The sequence below is a fragment of the Alcaligenes sp. SDU_A2 genome, from assembly GCF_038237375.1.
GTDB lineage: Bacteria > Pseudomonadota > Gammaproteobacteria > Burkholderiales > Burkholderiaceae_B > Alcaligenes.
Window position 1 is genome coordinate 185,662 of sequence record NZ_CP151273.1, and the last position, 16,070, is coordinate 201,731.

General features: G+C 59.6%; 15 protein-coding genes. 1 reads left to right on the forward strand and 14 read right to left on the reverse strand.

What is annotated here, in order from left to right; all coding sequences use genetic code 11:
* Nucleotides 1-46: 46 nt before the first annotated feature.
* The 3 genes from AADW57_RS00860 to AADW57_RS00870 all read right to left on the reverse strand — a co-directional run bounded on the left by AADW57_RS00860 (nucleotide 47) and on the right by AADW57_RS00870 (nucleotide 3,118).
* Nucleotides 47-1,291: a styrene monooxygenase/indole monooxygenase family protein gene (locus tag AADW57_RS00860; protein ID WP_341669633.1), complete on the reverse strand. Its 1,245-nt coding sequence runs from the start codon at nucleotides 1,289-1,291 to the stop codon at nucleotides 47-49.
* Nucleotides 1,292-1,416: 125 nt separating this feature from the next.
* On the reverse strand, nucleotides 1,417-2,199 hold the full coding sequence (locus AADW57_RS00865) for an SDR family oxidoreductase (RefSeq protein WP_341668181.1): 783 nt from the start codon (nucleotides 2,197-2,199) through the stop codon (nucleotides 1,417-1,419).
* Between the two features lie 22 nt (nucleotides 2,200-2,221).
* The gene (locus tag AADW57_RS00870) at nucleotides 2,222-3,118 is read right to left on the reverse strand and encodes a SphA family protein (RefSeq protein WP_341668182.1); all 897 of its coding nucleotides are present in this window, start codon (nucleotides 3,116-3,118) and stop codon (nucleotides 2,222-2,224) included.
* 322 nt (nucleotides 3,119-3,440) lie between these two features.
* On the opposite strand from AADW57_RS00870, the gene AADW57_RS00875 reads away from it, so the two are divergent.
* Nucleotides 3,441-4,811, forward strand: coding sequence for a DUF6056 family protein (locus AADW57_RS00875; RefSeq protein ID WP_341668183.1), 1,371 nt, complete (start codon nucleotides 3,441-3,443; stop codon nucleotides 4,809-4,811).
* A 61-nt stretch (nucleotides 4,812-4,872) separates the two neighbouring features.
* On the opposite strand, the gene AADW57_RS00880 is transcribed toward AADW57_RS00875, so the two are convergent.
* From AADW57_RS00880 to AADW57_RS00930, 11 genes are all read right to left on the reverse strand, one after another.
* Nucleotides 4,873-5,913 (reverse strand): TRAP transporter substrate-binding protein, encoded by a 1,041-nt coding sequence (locus AADW57_RS00880; RefSeq protein ID WP_341668184.1) that lies wholly within the window; start codon nucleotides 5,911-5,913, stop codon nucleotides 4,873-4,875.
* A 159-nt stretch (nucleotides 5,914-6,072) separates the two neighbouring features.
* Nucleotides 6,073-7,362: a TRAP transporter large permease gene (locus tag AADW57_RS00885; protein ID WP_341668185.1), complete on the reverse strand. Its 1,290-nt coding sequence runs from the start codon at nucleotides 7,360-7,362 to the stop codon at nucleotides 6,073-6,075.
* 15 nt (nucleotides 7,363-7,377) lie between these two features.
* Nucleotides 7,378-7,881, reverse strand: a complete 504-nt coding sequence (locus AADW57_RS00890; RefSeq protein ID WP_341668186.1) for a TRAP transporter small permease — start codon at nucleotides 7,879-7,881, stop codon at nucleotides 7,378-7,380.
* A 245-nt stretch (nucleotides 7,882-8,126) separates the two neighbouring features.
* Nucleotides 8,127-8,858 carry an SDR family NAD(P)-dependent oxidoreductase gene (locus tag AADW57_RS00895; RefSeq protein WP_341668187.1) on the reverse strand — a complete coding sequence of 244 codons (732 nt, stop codon included), beginning with the start codon at nucleotides 8,856-8,858 and terminating at the stop codon, nucleotides 8,127-8,129.
* A gap of 20 nt (nucleotides 8,859-8,878) precedes the next feature.
* A complete protein-coding gene (locus AADW57_RS00900; RefSeq protein WP_341668188.1) occupies nucleotides 8,879-9,292 on the reverse strand; it encodes a Zn-ribbon domain-containing OB-fold protein in 414 nt (137 codons plus the stop codon).
* On the reverse strand, nucleotides 9,289-10,473 hold the full coding sequence (locus tag AADW57_RS00905; RefSeq protein WP_341668189.1) for a thiolase family protein: 1,185 nt from the start codon (nucleotides 10,471-10,473) through the stop codon (nucleotides 9,289-9,291). Before AADW57_RS00905 ends, AADW57_RS00900 begins: the two co-directional genes overlap by 4 nt.
* Before the next feature lie 2 nt (nucleotides 10,474-10,475).
* The gene (locus AADW57_RS00910; protein ID WP_341668190.1) at nucleotides 10,476-12,107 is read right to left on the reverse strand and encodes an AMP-binding protein; all 1,632 of its coding nucleotides are present in this window, start codon (nucleotides 12,105-12,107) and stop codon (nucleotides 10,476-10,478) included.
* A gap of 20 nt (nucleotides 12,108-12,127) precedes the next feature.
* Entirely contained in the window at nucleotides 12,128-12,610 is a 483-nt protein-coding gene (locus AADW57_RS00915; RefSeq protein ID WP_341668191.1) for an aromatic-ring-hydroxylating dioxygenase subunit beta, read from the reverse strand.
* A gap of 18 nt (nucleotides 12,611-12,628) precedes the next feature.
* Nucleotides 12,629-13,948: an aromatic ring-hydroxylating dioxygenase subunit alpha gene (locus AADW57_RS00920; RefSeq protein ID WP_341668192.1), complete on the reverse strand. Its 1,320-nt coding sequence runs from the start codon at nucleotides 13,946-13,948 to the stop codon at nucleotides 12,629-12,631.
* Between the two features lie 24 nt (nucleotides 13,949-13,972).
* The gene (locus AADW57_RS00925) at nucleotides 13,973-14,947 is read right to left on the reverse strand and encodes a PDR/VanB family oxidoreductase (RefSeq protein WP_341668193.1); all 975 of its coding nucleotides are present in this window, start codon (nucleotides 14,945-14,947) and stop codon (nucleotides 13,973-13,975) included.
* A 321-nt stretch (nucleotides 14,948-15,268) separates the two neighbouring features.
* Complete coding sequence (locus AADW57_RS00930) at nucleotides 15,269-16,057, reverse strand: cyclase family protein (RefSeq protein WP_341668194.1); 789 nt, start codon at nucleotides 16,055-16,057, stop codon at nucleotides 15,269-15,271.
* Between the last annotated feature and the right edge of the window lie 13 nt (nucleotides 16,058-16,070).

The window sequence follows — 16,070 nt, forward strand, 5'->3', positions numbered from 1 at the left end:
AACCTTGCAAGGTAGCGGTAGCGGTCATGATGCATCTCCTCGTTAATCAGGCGGCCACACTCTGGCTGGCGCTCTGATCGATCAATTTCTGCGCAGCGGCCATATCGTCCCAGGCCGGGAACAGCACGGGCGGGTGGTTAAAGGCATTGGCCAGGAAATGCGCCAGACGCGGATGCTGCTGCGCGCCGGTCAGCAAAGCAAAGGACTGCTCGGTAGGCGGCACCAGCATGGAATTGGTCCAGCGCACCACCAGATTGGCATAATCCCAGTAGCGTTCGAAAGTAGCCTGCATCCAGTCACGGTCAAAAGCACCTTCACCACGTTCCAGAATGCTGTCCAGATAGACCTGGGCTGCCTTGGCGGCATTGTTGGAACCCTGGCCGGTAATCGGATCGTTGACCACTACGGCGTCGCCCAGGCCCAACACCATGCGCCCCGAAGGCAGCGTCAGCACAGGCTTGCGCACAGTGGGGGGGAAAGCACCGGACAGATAGCCCTGCTCGTCGGTCAGCTCCACATTGCGGGCGCGGTCCGCTTCCCACGGCAGGAAATCACGCAAGAAGGACAAGCTCTGTTCCAGGTGCGCCTCGGGCGTCTTGGCATCGCGAAAACGATCCAACGGGCCACCGGGCACGCCCTCGAACACCATGATGTCGCAAGGACCAGACAAGGTCAGGGACGGGAATACAAAGTATTCGCCCACGCCGGGGATGAAATTAAAGGACACGCGCGAGTATTCGGGCGTAGGCTCCAGGCCATGCACATAGGTCAGGGCCAGGGCGCGCTGGGGCTTGTCGTAGGGGGAACGATCCGCATCGCGCTCGAACAGCTTGACCACTTCGCCTTTGCCGGCGGCCAGCATGGTCAGGTCGTACTCCTGGGTGATGCGTTCCAGCTCGGCCACGCCCACATCTTCCATGATCAGCTTGCCGCCACGCTGCTCGAACAACTCCAGCCAATGCGGCATCTTGACGCGCTGGTCGGTCGCCTGCGCCTCGCGGTCCAGACGGCCGCTCCAGTCCACCGCCTTGGTGTCGGGCTGATCGGGATTGGGCAGGGCAAAGCCGATACCCTGCACAGGCGGGCACTCTTCGTCCCAGAAGTTCAGACCCAGGCGACGCTCCACATCCAGGGCTTCCGCAAACATGCATTGGCTGGACATCACGCGGCCACGACGCACATCGTCCGGGCTGCGGTTGGTGAACACGGCCACATCATAGCCTTTGGCCAGCAGGCCGAACGCCACGGGCATGCCGGCCTGACCGGCACCTACGATAGCAACTTTACGCATCATGATTTTCCTTCTAGAAAGTTGGGTAGACGCCCCGCGCCTGCGCCCTGTATTTCACCGCCATCGAACGTGGGGGGCATTTTTTTGCCGCCGGACCACGCACAGGCGCAGCGTGGGGGCATTTCCTATTCAGCCAGCTTGGGAATCGCCGGCACGCATTGTTCTGGCCCCATCGCCGAATAGCCGCCGTCCACCGCATAATCGGCACCCGTCACAAAGCTGGCGGCATCGGACAGCAGAAAAGCCACGACCTCGCCCACTTCCTGCGGGTCACCCACGCGACCGAGCAAGTGAAAGGCGGCGGCCACGCGGTCGGTCTTGGCACGATCGCCACCCGTCAGCTCATCCATGACGCGCGACCAGATCCAGCCGGGCGAGACGGAGTTGACACGAATGCCATCGGGCGCAAAGTCCATGGCCATGCTGCGCGTCAACTGCAAAAGCGCCGCCTTGGACACGGGATACAGCCAACGCCCCGTCTGGGCAATAGACGAAGAAATAGACGTGAAATTGACGATGGCGCTGCCGCGCGGCAACAAGGGGCGCACTGCCTTGGCGGCCTGCACGGCGCTGACAAGATTGATATCCAGGGCCTTGAGCCAATCGGCGCGGCTGGATGCCGCACCTTCATCCAGATACGAACAGGCCAGGTTTACCAGACCATCGACACGGCCAAAATAGGTTTTCACCTGCTGCACAGCGGCATCCAGGCGGGCATCATCGGTAATGTCCACTTCCCAGAATTTGGCCCGCGCCGCATCCGTACCCACCGCAGCCTGACCGCCTGCCACATCAATATCGAACACCGCCACGCGCGCGCCGTACCCCAGCAACACCTCGACCACGCCGGCACCGATACGAGTTGCCCCACCGGTCACCACAATTACTTTGTCCTTGAGTCCTTTCATGTCACTCTCCTGCCGCAGGCCGTCAGAACGGCACCGCCACTTTCACAAAAAACTGTTTACCTTCGGGACGGCCGCGTACACCCAGGTCCTGCTGATACTTGGCCGTAATCAGCAAACCCTTGTCATTGGCATAACGCAGGCTGGGGCCAATGGCAAAAGCACGGGCGCGGCTATCGCCAGCCATAGGGCCACGATCGCTTTGCACTTGTTGGTAGGCATAACCGCCCACGCCCAGCACAAAACCATTACCCAGCCCCCAACCGACCGCATAGTCGGCATGGATGGCATGGCCGGTACGGGTATCCGTGTCGCGATTGCGCATATTGAAGTCAACCATCACCTTCAAATCCACGTTCAGGCCACTGGGCTGGATATAGCTCAGCGCAGCAGCAGGCTGAATGGCCCAATAATTGCGGCCTAGATTGGCGCTGTCCTTCACATCGTATCGACCCGTCGGAGCCACAAAATCCACACCCAGGATGTAGTGCAGTTTCTCGCTGGGGTGAAAGCCCAGGGCCGGGCCAAACACCACATCGCCCAGGCCACTGCGGCGCTGCGACTGACCGGCGGCCTGCGCCTTGACGGTCAGCAGCGGAGCCAAGGCATGAAACGCCAATTGCCCACCCAGCACCTGCTGCCCCGTTACCCACACCAGACGCGGCGCAATCACGCCCACATCCACCTTGAAATCCGGTATCGGCAACTTGTCGCCATGGCGATCGCGCACCGAGTCATAACGCATGGCCCCGCCATAGATCAGGGCATGTACCCCTGGCGGCGGCAACGCACCGCTCATGTAGTTCTCCAGGCCATCCGGGTAGATCGGCAGACCATTGCCCTCAATCGCCCAGGCCGAACCCGCACCCAATGTGCCGGCTGCCAGGGCCGCCGCCACCACTGTTTTTTTTATGTCCCCCATGTCTTCGCTCCATTTATTTTTCGGTTTGACTACGAAGCTCATGGTAGGAGCGCGCCCCATACCGGTATATCCACTTTGCGCAGCGCCTGGCCAAAAAACGCAGCAAGCCGCAAAAGCAGGGAAAACCCCGATTTGGTTTAAACCTAAATAAACATGTGCTTGCACGCATCTGGACTGCCTGATGCTTAAACGCTCGTAGGCGACACTCTGCGGCTTTACGCCCTGGACTTAAGCGGTATTTCACGAAAAAACGACGACACCAGGCGGAAGATTCAAACCCACAAAGCCTGGCACAACAGGCCTCCTTGAACATGGACCCCTCATGACAAGCGCCGCCTCCCCTTCCACCCTGACCGGCCCACCGCGACGCATCGGTGTGGCCATCCCAGTGATCTTGTCCGTATGGATACTGGTCAGCATCTGGCTGCTGAACTGGCTCACCCCCATGACCTCGGATGACTTCAGCTACGCCAGCAAAGGCGTATCCTGGGAGGCCATCTGGCGGCATTACAGCAGTTGGAGCGGTCGCCTGGTCTCGGACACGCTCGCGAGCTGGTTGCTGAACCTGCAAGCGCCCTGGATAGCCAGCACACTCAATACACTGGCCTTGCTCGGCCTGGTCACCATCCTGGCCGCACTGGGTGCGCGCCTGGCCGGACAGGCATTCAAGCCATCTGTCGCACTGCTGATTTTTCTTCTGTATTGGCTGTGCAATCCCGACTTGGGACAAACCACGTTCTGGACCGTGGGCGCGGCCAATTACCTGTGGCCCAACGTCTTTAATTTCGGCTTTGCGCTGGCCTATTTGTGGCGTCTGGAAACAAGCCGCGCGCCAGCCTGGAGCACAGCGGCTTTGATCGCGCTGGCCTTGCTGGCTGGCTGTTCCAATGAAAATACCGGTATCGTCACCGCAGGCCTGTTGGCCTGGGTCACCTATCGACACCGCCGACAACATGCCCTGGGCGTCTGGCCCCTGGTCTGGCTGGCGTGCATGGCTGCCGGCATTGCCATCCTGATCCTGGCCCCAGGCAACCAACTACGCGCCGAGGCCTTCGCCCATTGGTACGAACAACCCGCCCTATGGCGCTTATGGGACCACTTCAGCCGCCGCTTTCCCGATGCCATGCTGCGCTACGCCGGTATTTTCCTGGTCCTGCTTGCATGGCGTCTATATGCCGGTCCGCCCGCCCCACGCGCACGGCGCGCCATACTGGTGCTGATGGCTGCCGCCTGCCTGGCCAACGCCATTCTGGCATTGGCACCCAACATTCCGAAACGCGCCCTGAACGGCGGCATGATGTACCTGTTATTGGCCGTATCGCTCTACAGCCACGATTTGTTCAGCCGCACACGGACAAACAAACACTGGCCCGGCTGCCTGACACGCACATTGAGCATCGCCATCCTACTCTGGCTACTATCAAGCACACTGATGCTGCGTGCCTATCACGGCACCTGGCAGCAGGATCACGTCCGTCGATCCATCCTGGCCGATGGGATGCAACGCGGACTGAGCCGCATCGAGATCCCCCAATACCACTTTCTGCGCACGTTACGTTCGCGCGATCGCTTCGACACTTTCTTCGACGCCCAGGCCTTATCTAACTACTACAACAATCCGGCCACCATCGTCGAATATCCGGTGCAAGGGCATTACGACCTGCGCACACAGCCCCAACGTCGCGCGCCTTAAACGCACACACCCCGCGCCCTTACGGGAAACGGGGTGTGTGCATGTCCGGATAAACGCTGTTTTATTGCTTGGCGGCGCTCAGCTCTTTGATCTGCTCACGAAAATAAGCCAGGGCGGCAGGGCCGTCGACCTTCTTCTTTTCGGCGGCCTTCAACCAGTCCTGCTCCACAAAGGCCAGACGCTGCTTGAGCTGCTCTAAGGCTTCGCCTTCGATACGCACCGTCTTCAGGCCGGCAGCGGTCTGCTTTTCAATCGCTTTCTGTTCGGCCGCCTGCCACTTGGACCCGAAGTCCTTGGCAATCCACTCGCCCGACACTTTCTCGATGGCCGCGCGGTCCTGCTCGGACAGGCTCTTCCACTTGCGCTCATTCATGAACAGGTACTGGCTGGATTTACCAAAACCGCCGGGCACAGACACCGTGGTCTTGATCAGCTTGTCCAGCTTCCAATTTTCGAGCTGGTCGTACTGAAAGTACATGCCATCGATCACACCGCGCGACAGCATTTCGTAGCTGTCCGAGGCCGGGGCATTGACCGTAACGATACCCAGGGCCTTGCCAATGGCATCGAACAGCGGACTGGGCGAACGCAGCTTCAAGCCCTTCAGATCGTCGATGGAATTCACCTCTTCGCGGCTGGTGAAGATCACCGTGGCCGGGCTGGTCCACATGCCCATGAGCTTGACACCTTTATGCTCGCCGGCATCCATCATGAACTTTTCGTAGGTGCGCCAGTAGGCCACCGAGTTCACGCCACCGTCATCCGTCGTAAAAGGCAGTTCGGCAAATTCGATCAAAGGAAAACGGTTGGCGGTATAGCTGTGCACCGACATGCCCAGATCGGCCACACCGTTGCGTACCAGATCCAAATGCGCCTGGGGCTTGCCCAGGGCATTGATGAACTCCACCTTCACACGGCCTTCAGTGACCTTTTCTACTTCTTTGGCCCAAGGCTCGAACATCTCGGTCACGATGTAGTGGCCCGGCGGCAACCACTGGGAAAAACGCAAGGTAGTGACCTCGGCCGCCACCGACGGCAGCGTGGGCGCCAGAGCGGCAGCCGCCAAGCCCAGACTCAAACCCAGTTTCTTGAAAATACGCATAATGACTCCTCGTTAGTTATGTCTTGCCACTTCGGGCATTCAACAGGCGACTGCCTGGCAGCGTGGGGGCTGTTTTACCGCCGGGCCGCCCCAAGGTAAAATGCACCCCCTCGGGGGCACAGCAAGCAGGCGACAGCCTGTGCAGCGTGGGGGCTTTATTCACATGCTGTTGGGAATGACCAGAACAATCCAGGGCACAAAAATCAACAACAGCAAACGCACAATGTCGGTGATCACAAAAGGCGTCACGCCGCGGATGATGGTGCCCAGGGACACATCCGGCATCACATTCTTGATCATGAAAATGTTCAGGCCCAACGGCGGGGTAATCAGACTGATTTCGGCCGCCACCACCACGATGATGCCGAACCACACCAAGTCAAAACCCAAGGACGCCACGATGGGATAAAAGATGGGCACGGTCAGCATGACCATGGACATGGTTTCCAGAAAGCACCCCAGCACCAGATAGATGGCACAGATGATCAGGATCACCACAATGGGCGACACATCGATGCCTTCTATAAAACCCAGCAACTGATTAGGCAGACCCGCCACGGACAGGAAATTGGTGAACACCAGTGCGCCGATCACCAGCGCAAACATGATGGCTGTGGTCTGCGCCGCCTCGATCAGCACCGTCAGGTACAGACGCGGCTTCCAGCCGCGACGCTTGAGCGTCATCACGAACGTCGCAGCCGCGCCGATGCCAGCCGCTTCCGTAGGGGTGAACACCCCCCCATAAATACCGCCCATGATGACCACGAACAAAATCGTAATGGCCAGCACGCCCTTGGTGGCATGCAGACGCTCGCGCCAACTGGCGCGTTCGCCAGGACGGCCCAGGCCGGGATTGATCGCGGTGATCACCGTTACGGTCAACAAATACATCAGCATGGCCACCATGCCGGGCAAAAAACCCGCTGCAAACAGCTTGCCGATGTCGGTTTCAGTCAAAATGCCGTACACCACCATCATCACACTGGGCGGAATCAGAATGCCCAGCGTGCCACCAGCGGCGATACTGCCGGTCGCCAGCCTGTCGTCGTAGTTGTACTTGCGCATATTGGGCATGGCCACCCGGCCCATGGCGGCCGTGGTCGCCATGCTGGAGCCGCACAAGGCACTGAACGCGCCACAGGCTACGATGGTCGCCATCGCCAGACCGCCGCGCAAATGCCCGATGAAGGCATTAGCGGCCTTGTACAAATCCTTGGACAGTCCTGACGCATTGACCAGATTGCCCATCAGAATAAACAAAGGCAGCACGGTAAAGCTGTAGCTCATGGCCGTGTCAAAACTGGTCTGGGCCGCCATCGTCAAGGCCGCTTCCATGCCCGTAAAGTACGCAAAACCCACCGTGCCCACCAGCAGCATGCCCCAGGCAATGGGCAAGCCCATGAAAAGGCTGGCCAACAGGACGACCAGTCCGATAATAGAAATCAACATGGAAATACTCCGTCTTTATCGGCGGTGCGAACTAAAGACCAGGATCAAGGCGGCCAGCATGGCGATCCCGGTCATGATGGCGATGGCATAGGCAAACGGCGCGATAGGCACTTGCAAGGCATTGCTCATGTCCCCGTACTCGGCCAATTGATTGGCATGCCCCCACAGATACACAGTCAAGACCGCCAGCATAAGGGCGGAGACGGCATGGATCAGGCATTGCTGCACGCGGCGCGCGAACGGCCCGAGCCAGGCATCGATCAGACTGACCGCCAGGTGCTGGCGATGCCAGGTCACGCGCGGCAAGGCGGCAAAAATCAATACGCCCAGCAATAATTCGCTGGCTTCATAAGCGCCCGCAAGAGGGGAATGAAACAGATACCGACCCACCACATCCACCGTGGTGATGCCGGTCATGAGGATCAGGATAACCACACAGACGGCATCCAGAATTGCTTCTACAACTCCAGCCACTCCACCTGAACGTACCAGTTCCATCCCTGGCAGATCGTCGTTCATTACAGCTCCACTTATCTTGGCCCAGGTCTGGGCTGGTTGCTTCAACGAGCACACGGCAGATGCACGCCGCTCTTATATTTCTGTTCTAAATATTTTATAGATCAACAAATCCACGTACATAGAAAAAAACCCTTATTTCCATCCGAAGTCATAGATTCACATGCACCTTTTCATACACAGGAGTGAAGGGCATAAAAAACCCCCTGGAAAACCAGGGGGATTCGGTAGCAAGTGCGTGCCTACGATCAGATCGTCAAGGTTCCCACACTGGCACCGCCGCAGACATACAGCGTCTGGCCGGTGATGAAGCTGTTTTCCGGGTCCGCGAAGAACAGGGTGGCGCGGCTGATGTCATCCGCACGGCCCAGGCGTTTCACAGGGATCGCGGCAGCCAGCTTGGCTTCGCGTTCGCTACCGGCCTGAACCACGTCGTAAAACATATTGGTGGTAATGGGACCGGGAGCAATCACGTTAACGGTAATGCCTTGGTCGGCCAACTCCAGCGCCCAGGTGCGGGCCATGCCCAGCATGCCAGCCTTGGTAGCGGCGTAGGCAGTACGGGTTTGCAAACCCAACGCGCCGCGCGAGGACATCAGCACGATGCGGCCAAAGTGGCGTTCGCGCATGCCGGGCACCACGGCCTGGGTAATCTGCAAAGCAGCGCCCAGATGAATCTGGGTCAGGCCCTGCAAGTCCTCTAACTTAACGTCGTCCAGCAAGGCCGGCCAGATCACGCCTGCGTTGTGAATGAAGTGAGTCACCTCAAAGCGTTCGGCAATGTCTTTAGCCGCTTTCTCGGTTGCCTTGGCATCCAGCAAATCCACCTGCACGCAGTGCAGGCGCTCGTGCGTCCAAGGCAACACATTGCGCGCCATGCTGATCACCGTATAACCCTGATCCAGCATCTTGCGGCAAATGTCCTCACCAATGCCGGTACTACCACCCGTCACAATGGCGGTGTATTGAGCTTGTGTCATGTCTTGTTCTCCAGGCAAATTCAGGGCGCGGGACGGGCCACGAGCACGGCCACCCCGCCGTCATCCAGTTCCAGGCTCAATCGCACCGCCTCGTCCGCCTGTCCGCCTTCGGGCAGGTGAACAATGGCAAAAGGGCCGCAATCGAGCTGCACCGTGCCGATGCGCCAGGGCAAGCGAGCGCGGAAGTACGCCTCGTTACTATGATGCAAGGTGGTGGTGGCGCGCAGCACGCCGGTATCGGCGACAGGCCGCCAGTTCAGAGTGGTATGCAGGCAATGACCGCAGACATCGCGCACCGGGTACTGGACCGTGCCGCAGGACGGACACACCTGCAGGGCGAATTCACCACGCTGCGCCGCGTCGGTCAGGCCGGCGGCCGAGGCGCTGCGCGCGCCGGGCGGCAGCACACCATTCAAAGCTTCGGAAATTGTCATGGCTGGCCTCGTTCAAGCAATGCCGCCGCCGTGCAAATGCCACGGTCGTAATTGATCATGCCAAAACCGGACACCAGCCCGATGCGCGCATCGCGCACCTGGGTATCCCCGGCTGTGTCCGTCAGTTGGCGCAAAGCCTGCACCAGCCCCAGATAGCCGCCTGCTGCGCCCGCCTGGCCCACCGACAACTGGCCGCCGCTGGTATTGAAGGGGAAACTGCCGTCAACCGTAAAGCTATGCTCGCGGATGAAAGCCGGCCCCTGTCCCTTGGCGCAAAAACCCAGGTCCTCGAATTGCAGCACATTGATGACCGGATAATCGTCGTAGGTTTCCAGAAAATCCACGTCGGCCGGGCTCACGCCTGCATGTTCGTAAAACGCATCCTTATCCATCGCCCAGCCGCCGCGAAACTGCACCGGGTCTTGGGGAAACGCATTGTGACGCTCGATGGTGGAACGGATGCGCACATACGGCAAACCCAAGGCTTGGGCCTGTTCGCGGCGCATCACCAAAAAGCCTTCGGCACCCGCGCAAGGCATGACGCAATCGAACAGATGAATAGGGTCGGCAATGACACGCGCGTCCAGATACTGCTCCAGCGTCAGCGGCTTTTTCATCAAGGCGTGCGGATTGCGCAGCGCATTATCACGCTGGGCCACGCACAGCTTGCCGAAGTCCTCGCGGGTCGCGCCAAAGTGGCGCATGTAATAGTCCGTCAACAAGGCAAAGCTGGCATTAGGGCCGCCCGCCCCATAGGGGTAGACGGCATCCTGCGAAAAGCGCGAAAAGCCCGCCACCGTGTTCTTGAAGGACTCCAACTGATTCGTATCACCCGCAATGCACGCAACGATAGAAGCATCGCCGCACTGCACGGCCCGCGCCGCGCGGCGCAAGGCCACGACCCCGCTGGCCCCGCCCATAGGGATATGGTCCAACCATCGCGGGCTCATCTGAAAATGCTGCATCAGGCCCACAGCCGTGTCCGTGCCCAAGGTAAAGCTGGACACGCACACGCCATCCACATCGTTCTTGTGCAGGCCAGCCTCGCGTATGGTCTGGCCCAGGGCGGCTCCCAGCCACCAGTGCGCCGTCTGTTCAGAATGGCGTTGGTAGGGAATGGTGACCGGCGTGGTCAGCACCACATCGTCGTAAGCCAGCCGGGCTTTAGGCGTCAGGGCCATGCTCAGGCCTCCTGGCGCTTTTTCAGGTGATTGGTGTTGATGCAGTCCGGATTGGCAACCGCCGCCAGCGCCACCGTTTTCAATTCGCCCCGCTGGATCTTGTTGGTGGATGTCAACGGCAAGGCATCCACGAACAGCACATAGCCGGGCACCTTGAAATAGGCCAACTGCGTCAGGCCCCATTTGACCAGCTCCACCGCCGCCTTTTCCTTGTCCTCGCGGCTAGCCAGCGGTGTGTGCGGAACTACCAACGCCATCACCTCGTCGCCCCGGATATCGTCGGGCACAGCAGCGACGGCAATGGCGCGCACCAGCGGATTCTGCTGCAAGATGTTTTCCACTTCCACGGCGGCAATGTTCTCGCCGCTACGCCGGATCACGTTCTTCTTGCGGTCCACAAAGTGCAGATAGCCGTCCTGGTCGCGGCGCACAATATCGCCCGTGTGGAACCAGCCATCTTTCCAGGCCTCGTCCGTGGCGGCGGGGTCTTTCCAATAACCGGAAAAAAAACCGTAACGTGGGTTCTCGCCTGCTGCGCGCACCAGCAGCTCGCCATTTTCGTTGGCGGCGGCAGGCTTGCCTTCGTCGGTCATCAACAACACTTCTACCACCGGCATCTCCTTGCCAAAGCACGACGTGCCGATATGACGCGGCTCGTGGTTGGCAATAATGCTGGCACCTGCACCGGTCTCGGTCATGGCCCAGGCTTCCAACAAGGGAAAACCGAACTGTTCTTCAAATAAGGGATGCAGGCCGCGGTCCACGCCGGCGCCAAAGCCAAAGCGCACCTGGTGGTTGCGGTCCTGCTCGGACGGCTCGGCCTTCATCAGAATAGCCGGCATCACGCCCAGGTAATGCACCACGGTCGCGCCGGACTCGCGCACCGATTGCCACCAACTGCGGGGGTGGAAACGGTCCAAGGAAATCAGGCAGCCACCGGTCTTGACCATCGCCATCGTCGAACAAGCCATGGCGTTCATGTGAAACAGCGGCAAAGGTGTCAGCATGCGCTCCTGGCCGGGCTGCAATTGCGCCAGGCCGCCGATATCCCGATACCACTCGCCTGCGTAGTGGAAATACTGATTGGACAGCATGCAACCCTTGGGGCGGCCGGTCGTGCCAGAGGTATAGAGCAGGGCGCACTCGCTATGCTCGCCGGGAATATCGCAGGAACGGGCGGCCGCGCGCGTCACGCCAGGCGGCATGCCGCCGTCAGCCATCACGGCAAAAGGTTGACCGGCACGCTGCGCCGCTTCCATCAAATCTTGATGGCGATTGGGCAAGGCAATGGCCATAATCATCTCGGAATGACCGATCAGGTATTCCAGTTCGGCAGCGCGCAGATCCGGGTTGATGGGCACAATGGACACGCCCAGACTGTTCAGCGCGAACCAGTGCAGAAAGAAGGCAGGGCGGTTTTCCAGCAAAATGCCTACGCGATGACCATGGCCATAACCGGCCGCCGCATAGTCGGCGCGCAGCGCATCGATGCGCTCCAGGGCCTGGCCATAGCTTAGCTCGCCGGCGGCAATGCCATAGATCTCGGCAGTTTCGGGCAGGGTGCATACAAACGGCTTGTCGCCCCAACGCTCGGCGGTGTCGCGAAAAGCCTGATAGACCGTTGTATTGGCCATTGATGTGTTCTCCTGTCCTGTCACATGAATAACTGAATATTGCCGAAAGGGGCGTCGCAATTGAGCAAGTCCACCCGTTTCAGGCGCATCTTCAGCGCGCCATCCTGGCGCACCAGGGTGTACGTGCTCCAGCCCACATAGATTTCCTGCCGATCGCCGCGCGTCTCGGTGTAGTGGAAAGCACAACGCACGCTGTATTCGCCCTTGTCGTGATCCATGCTTTCCACAGTCGGCTGCTGCAGCAAATGATGGCTGCGGCTCTTGGGCTGCTGGGAAAACGTGCGCCGACCTGCCAGACGCTCCACACGGATACGCAGCAGCAGCTTGTCCTCGTGCATCAACGACGCATGCAGGCGGGCGTCCTGCTGGTCATGCACCAGCGGCATCCAGTAATAGCCGTCCTCGGTAAACAGGTCTAGCCATTGCTCGAAACGCTGTTCGTCGAGCATGCGGGCTTCTGCATAGACAAAATCGATAAGTGCCTCGCGGCTGATCTCGCTCATGATCGTTCCTTTCCTTTCTTAGGCCTGCTGCTCGGGCAGCATGTACTTGAGCCAGGCGCGGAACTGCGCGCGCATCTGCATCTCGCTGGTGCCGTTGATCACCACGTTCTTTTGCTGGGCCTCGTCCTTCTCGACCAGACGCGCCAGATTCATCCAGTCGCGGCCACGCGATTGCAGGCCCTGCTGAGCGCGTTCGTACATTTCCAGATCGTCGTGACCCACCATCGAGGTCGGCGCGTTGATCAGGCGGTTGTACATCAGGGTACGCTCCAGAAGCGTGTCGGGCGCACCCACCAGGCTGAAAGTCCAGGACTCCACCAGGGTTTTATCCGCGGCAATGGGCTTGAACAAACGCAAGGTCTGGATCGGGCCCTTGACCATGATGTTGGGGAAGTAACACGTATTGTGGCGCGTATCGCCCAAAATGGCTTTGGCGCGTTCTTCGCCATACGCCTGGACCATCTGATCCCAGTAGCCGGGGATTTCGGAGTAGTCGGCATGGATGGAGTTGCTCACGCCGGTATGGCCGTGGCCGTTCTCCCATACGCGTATGCCCATGCCTTCGTAAAACTCGTACGGCGACATGAAAGGGGCGAACAGCTCCACCGCCATCGGCTTGGGCGTGCCTTCGGGCGCTTCTTGCCAGGCTTTGACCGCCGTGCCGGCCGAGGACTCGTGCGCCACCATGGGGTGGCAGGTGTCCGTCTGGTTGTCGACCAGCATCTTCCAGTTGCAGTTGTGCATGTAGCGCATGACGCCGCCGGCCACTTCCAGACGGCCTTCAGGCGAACGGTCCACCATATTGTCGATCGTGCTGAGCGACTGGCCAAAGAAGTCCTCGAAACTTTCGCCTTGCTCGCTCAGGCGACAGAAAACAAAGTCGCGGTAGACCTGCACGTTCTTGACGGCGGCCATCCCATGGCTGCCTTCCGTGCATTCAAAGCCCGTATTTTCGTAGCCTTTCTTGAGCGGAATGGACAGCAGCGAGCCGTCGGTCTTGAAGGTCCAGGCATGGTAGGGACAACGGAAGAACTTGCCCGTATTGCCACAGGGTTCGCCAGCCACCTGCACGCCTTTGTGCGGGCAGCGGTTGTAGAGCACACGGATGCTGTCATCGGTATGACGCACCATGATCACCGACTCGTTGCCCACCGTCGTCGTCACGAAGTCGCCCTTGTTAGGCACCTGGCTGGCATGCCCCACATACACCCAGGTGTTGGCGAACAAGCGCTCCATCTCCAGCTCGAACAGCTCCTGGCTGATGTACAAATCCTTGTGCACCTCGGCCTCGCGCACCAGTTCGCGGATGGCCTGGGGGTTATCGCGGTATTTTTCCATGTCGTTCTCCGTCGCCCTTGGGCGTTACAGATCCAGCACCAGACGCGGGGTCTTGGCACGGGAAATACAGATCTGGATGACTTTATTGCTGGCTTTTTCCGCGTCGCTCAGGAAATAGTCGCGGTGGTCAACCTCGCCTTCGATCACATCGCAGGTACAGACGCCGCACTCGCCGCGCTTGCAGTCGATCATGGGGTCCAGACCCTGCTCTTCCATCACATCCACAATGGTCTTGTCAGCCGGAATTTGCAGGGTCACGCCGCTTTGGCGCAGCTCCACTTCAAAGGGCTGGTCACCCGCCTGAGGGGCGGCCGTCACAAACAGCTCGAAATGCACATGGTCGCCAGGCCAGCCACGCTGCTTGCAGCCTTCAATGACCGCGTCGATCAGCCCCTTGGGACCACAGACATAGACATGCTGATCCTTGGACAAGCCGTCCAGCAACGTATCCAACGAAAAGCGCGTGTCCGTGTCATCCGCATAGTGGCGCACAGCCGTGCCGGCCAGTTGCTGCAGCTCGTCCAGGTATGCCAATTGCTGCAGGGTGCGGCCTGCGTAATGCAGCTGGTAAGGGCGTCCCTGATGGTGCAGAGCGGCGGCCATGCTGGCGATAGGCGTAATGCCGATACCGCCGGCAATCAGCACCGTCTCGGTCTCTGCGGGGGTGGCCGCATGCAGCGGAAAATCGTTTTTAGGACCGGATACCGTCAACGTATCGCCCACTTTCAGATCGTGCATATAGCGCGACCCGCCGGCGCTGTTCTCTTCCAGGCGCACGCCCAGCCGATAGCGATCCGGACACTGACCATTGGCGCAATGAGGCTCCAGCGAAATCAGCGAATAACAACGATGATCGTTCAGTGCGGGAATATGCACTTTCAGGTGCGAGCCCGGCGCAAACGCGGGCAGAGTGCCGGCCTGGACAGGCTCCAGCGTGAAACTGCGGATCAGCGGGGATGCATTCTGGATATCCCGGATGACGAGTTCAAAAGTTTCCATTGTGTGCCTACCATTGAGCGTGACAACAACTATTACCCAGCCAGGGCGGGGCCTGTGTCATGATGCACCGGTCAGCGGCGGTCCGATGGTGCCTGCCCCGCAGGGGTGGCGGTATCCTCGTCTACTGTCTCCGCCCAGACCGTGTGCAGAGCATCAAGGCAGGCTGCACGGCTGGATCACTATTCATTATTCTGAATTTTATTTTATTGATGAATAGTTTACGGATCAATATATTCCGGCGAATATAATGGAAAACCACTATGTGAGAATCCAGCACGGAAGGCGTGACACCCTATCCGTGCCGGACCGTTCAAACGCAGCTTACTGAGCGACCAGGGCCACGACACGCAGCGGACTGCCCGAACCGCCTTCGATCTTCAGCGGAGCGGACATGATCAGCGCGCCCTGAGGAGGCAACTGATCCAGATTGCACAGGCACTGCAGGCCATAGCGGTTGGCACCGTGCATCAGCGTGTGGCACGGGTAGGCCACGGGCCAGGAATACGACTGGCCGGCGTCGGTATTAATGGTTTCCACGCCAAAGCCGTGCACCTTGCGCTCGTGAATCATCCATTCCACCGCGGCCTGGGACGGACCGGGCGTGTGGGCACCATCTTCACGCATGTTCAAGAAGGCGTCGGCATCGTTGACGCGTTTAGACCAGTCGGTGCGAAACAGCACCCAGGCCCCTTCGGGAATGCGGCCATGCTGGCTTTCCCAGGCCTGCAGAAACTCGGGCGTCAACACAAAGTCTTCGTTCTGGGCCACGTCGGCGCTGGCATCCACCACCACGGCAGGGCGCAGGAAGTTGTCCACGGGGATCGTATCCACGCTGTTGTTAGGGTGATCCTTGCCCGTAATCCAATGCACCGGCGCATCAAAGTGCGTGCCCGTGTGTTCGCCACAGGTAAAATTATTCCAGTACCAGCCCGGACCAGCCTCGTCGTACTGGCTGATGCGCTGCACGGAAAAACCGACCGTCTGACCGAACTGCGGCGGCAGCTGCAGGGCAGGAAAGCTGGAATTAAGGGTTTGAGTCAGGTCCACGAAGCGGACCTTCTTGCTGTCCAGCGCCTGGGTCAGGGCAGCCAATGGGTGCATCTCGGTCATGTCATCTCCTATC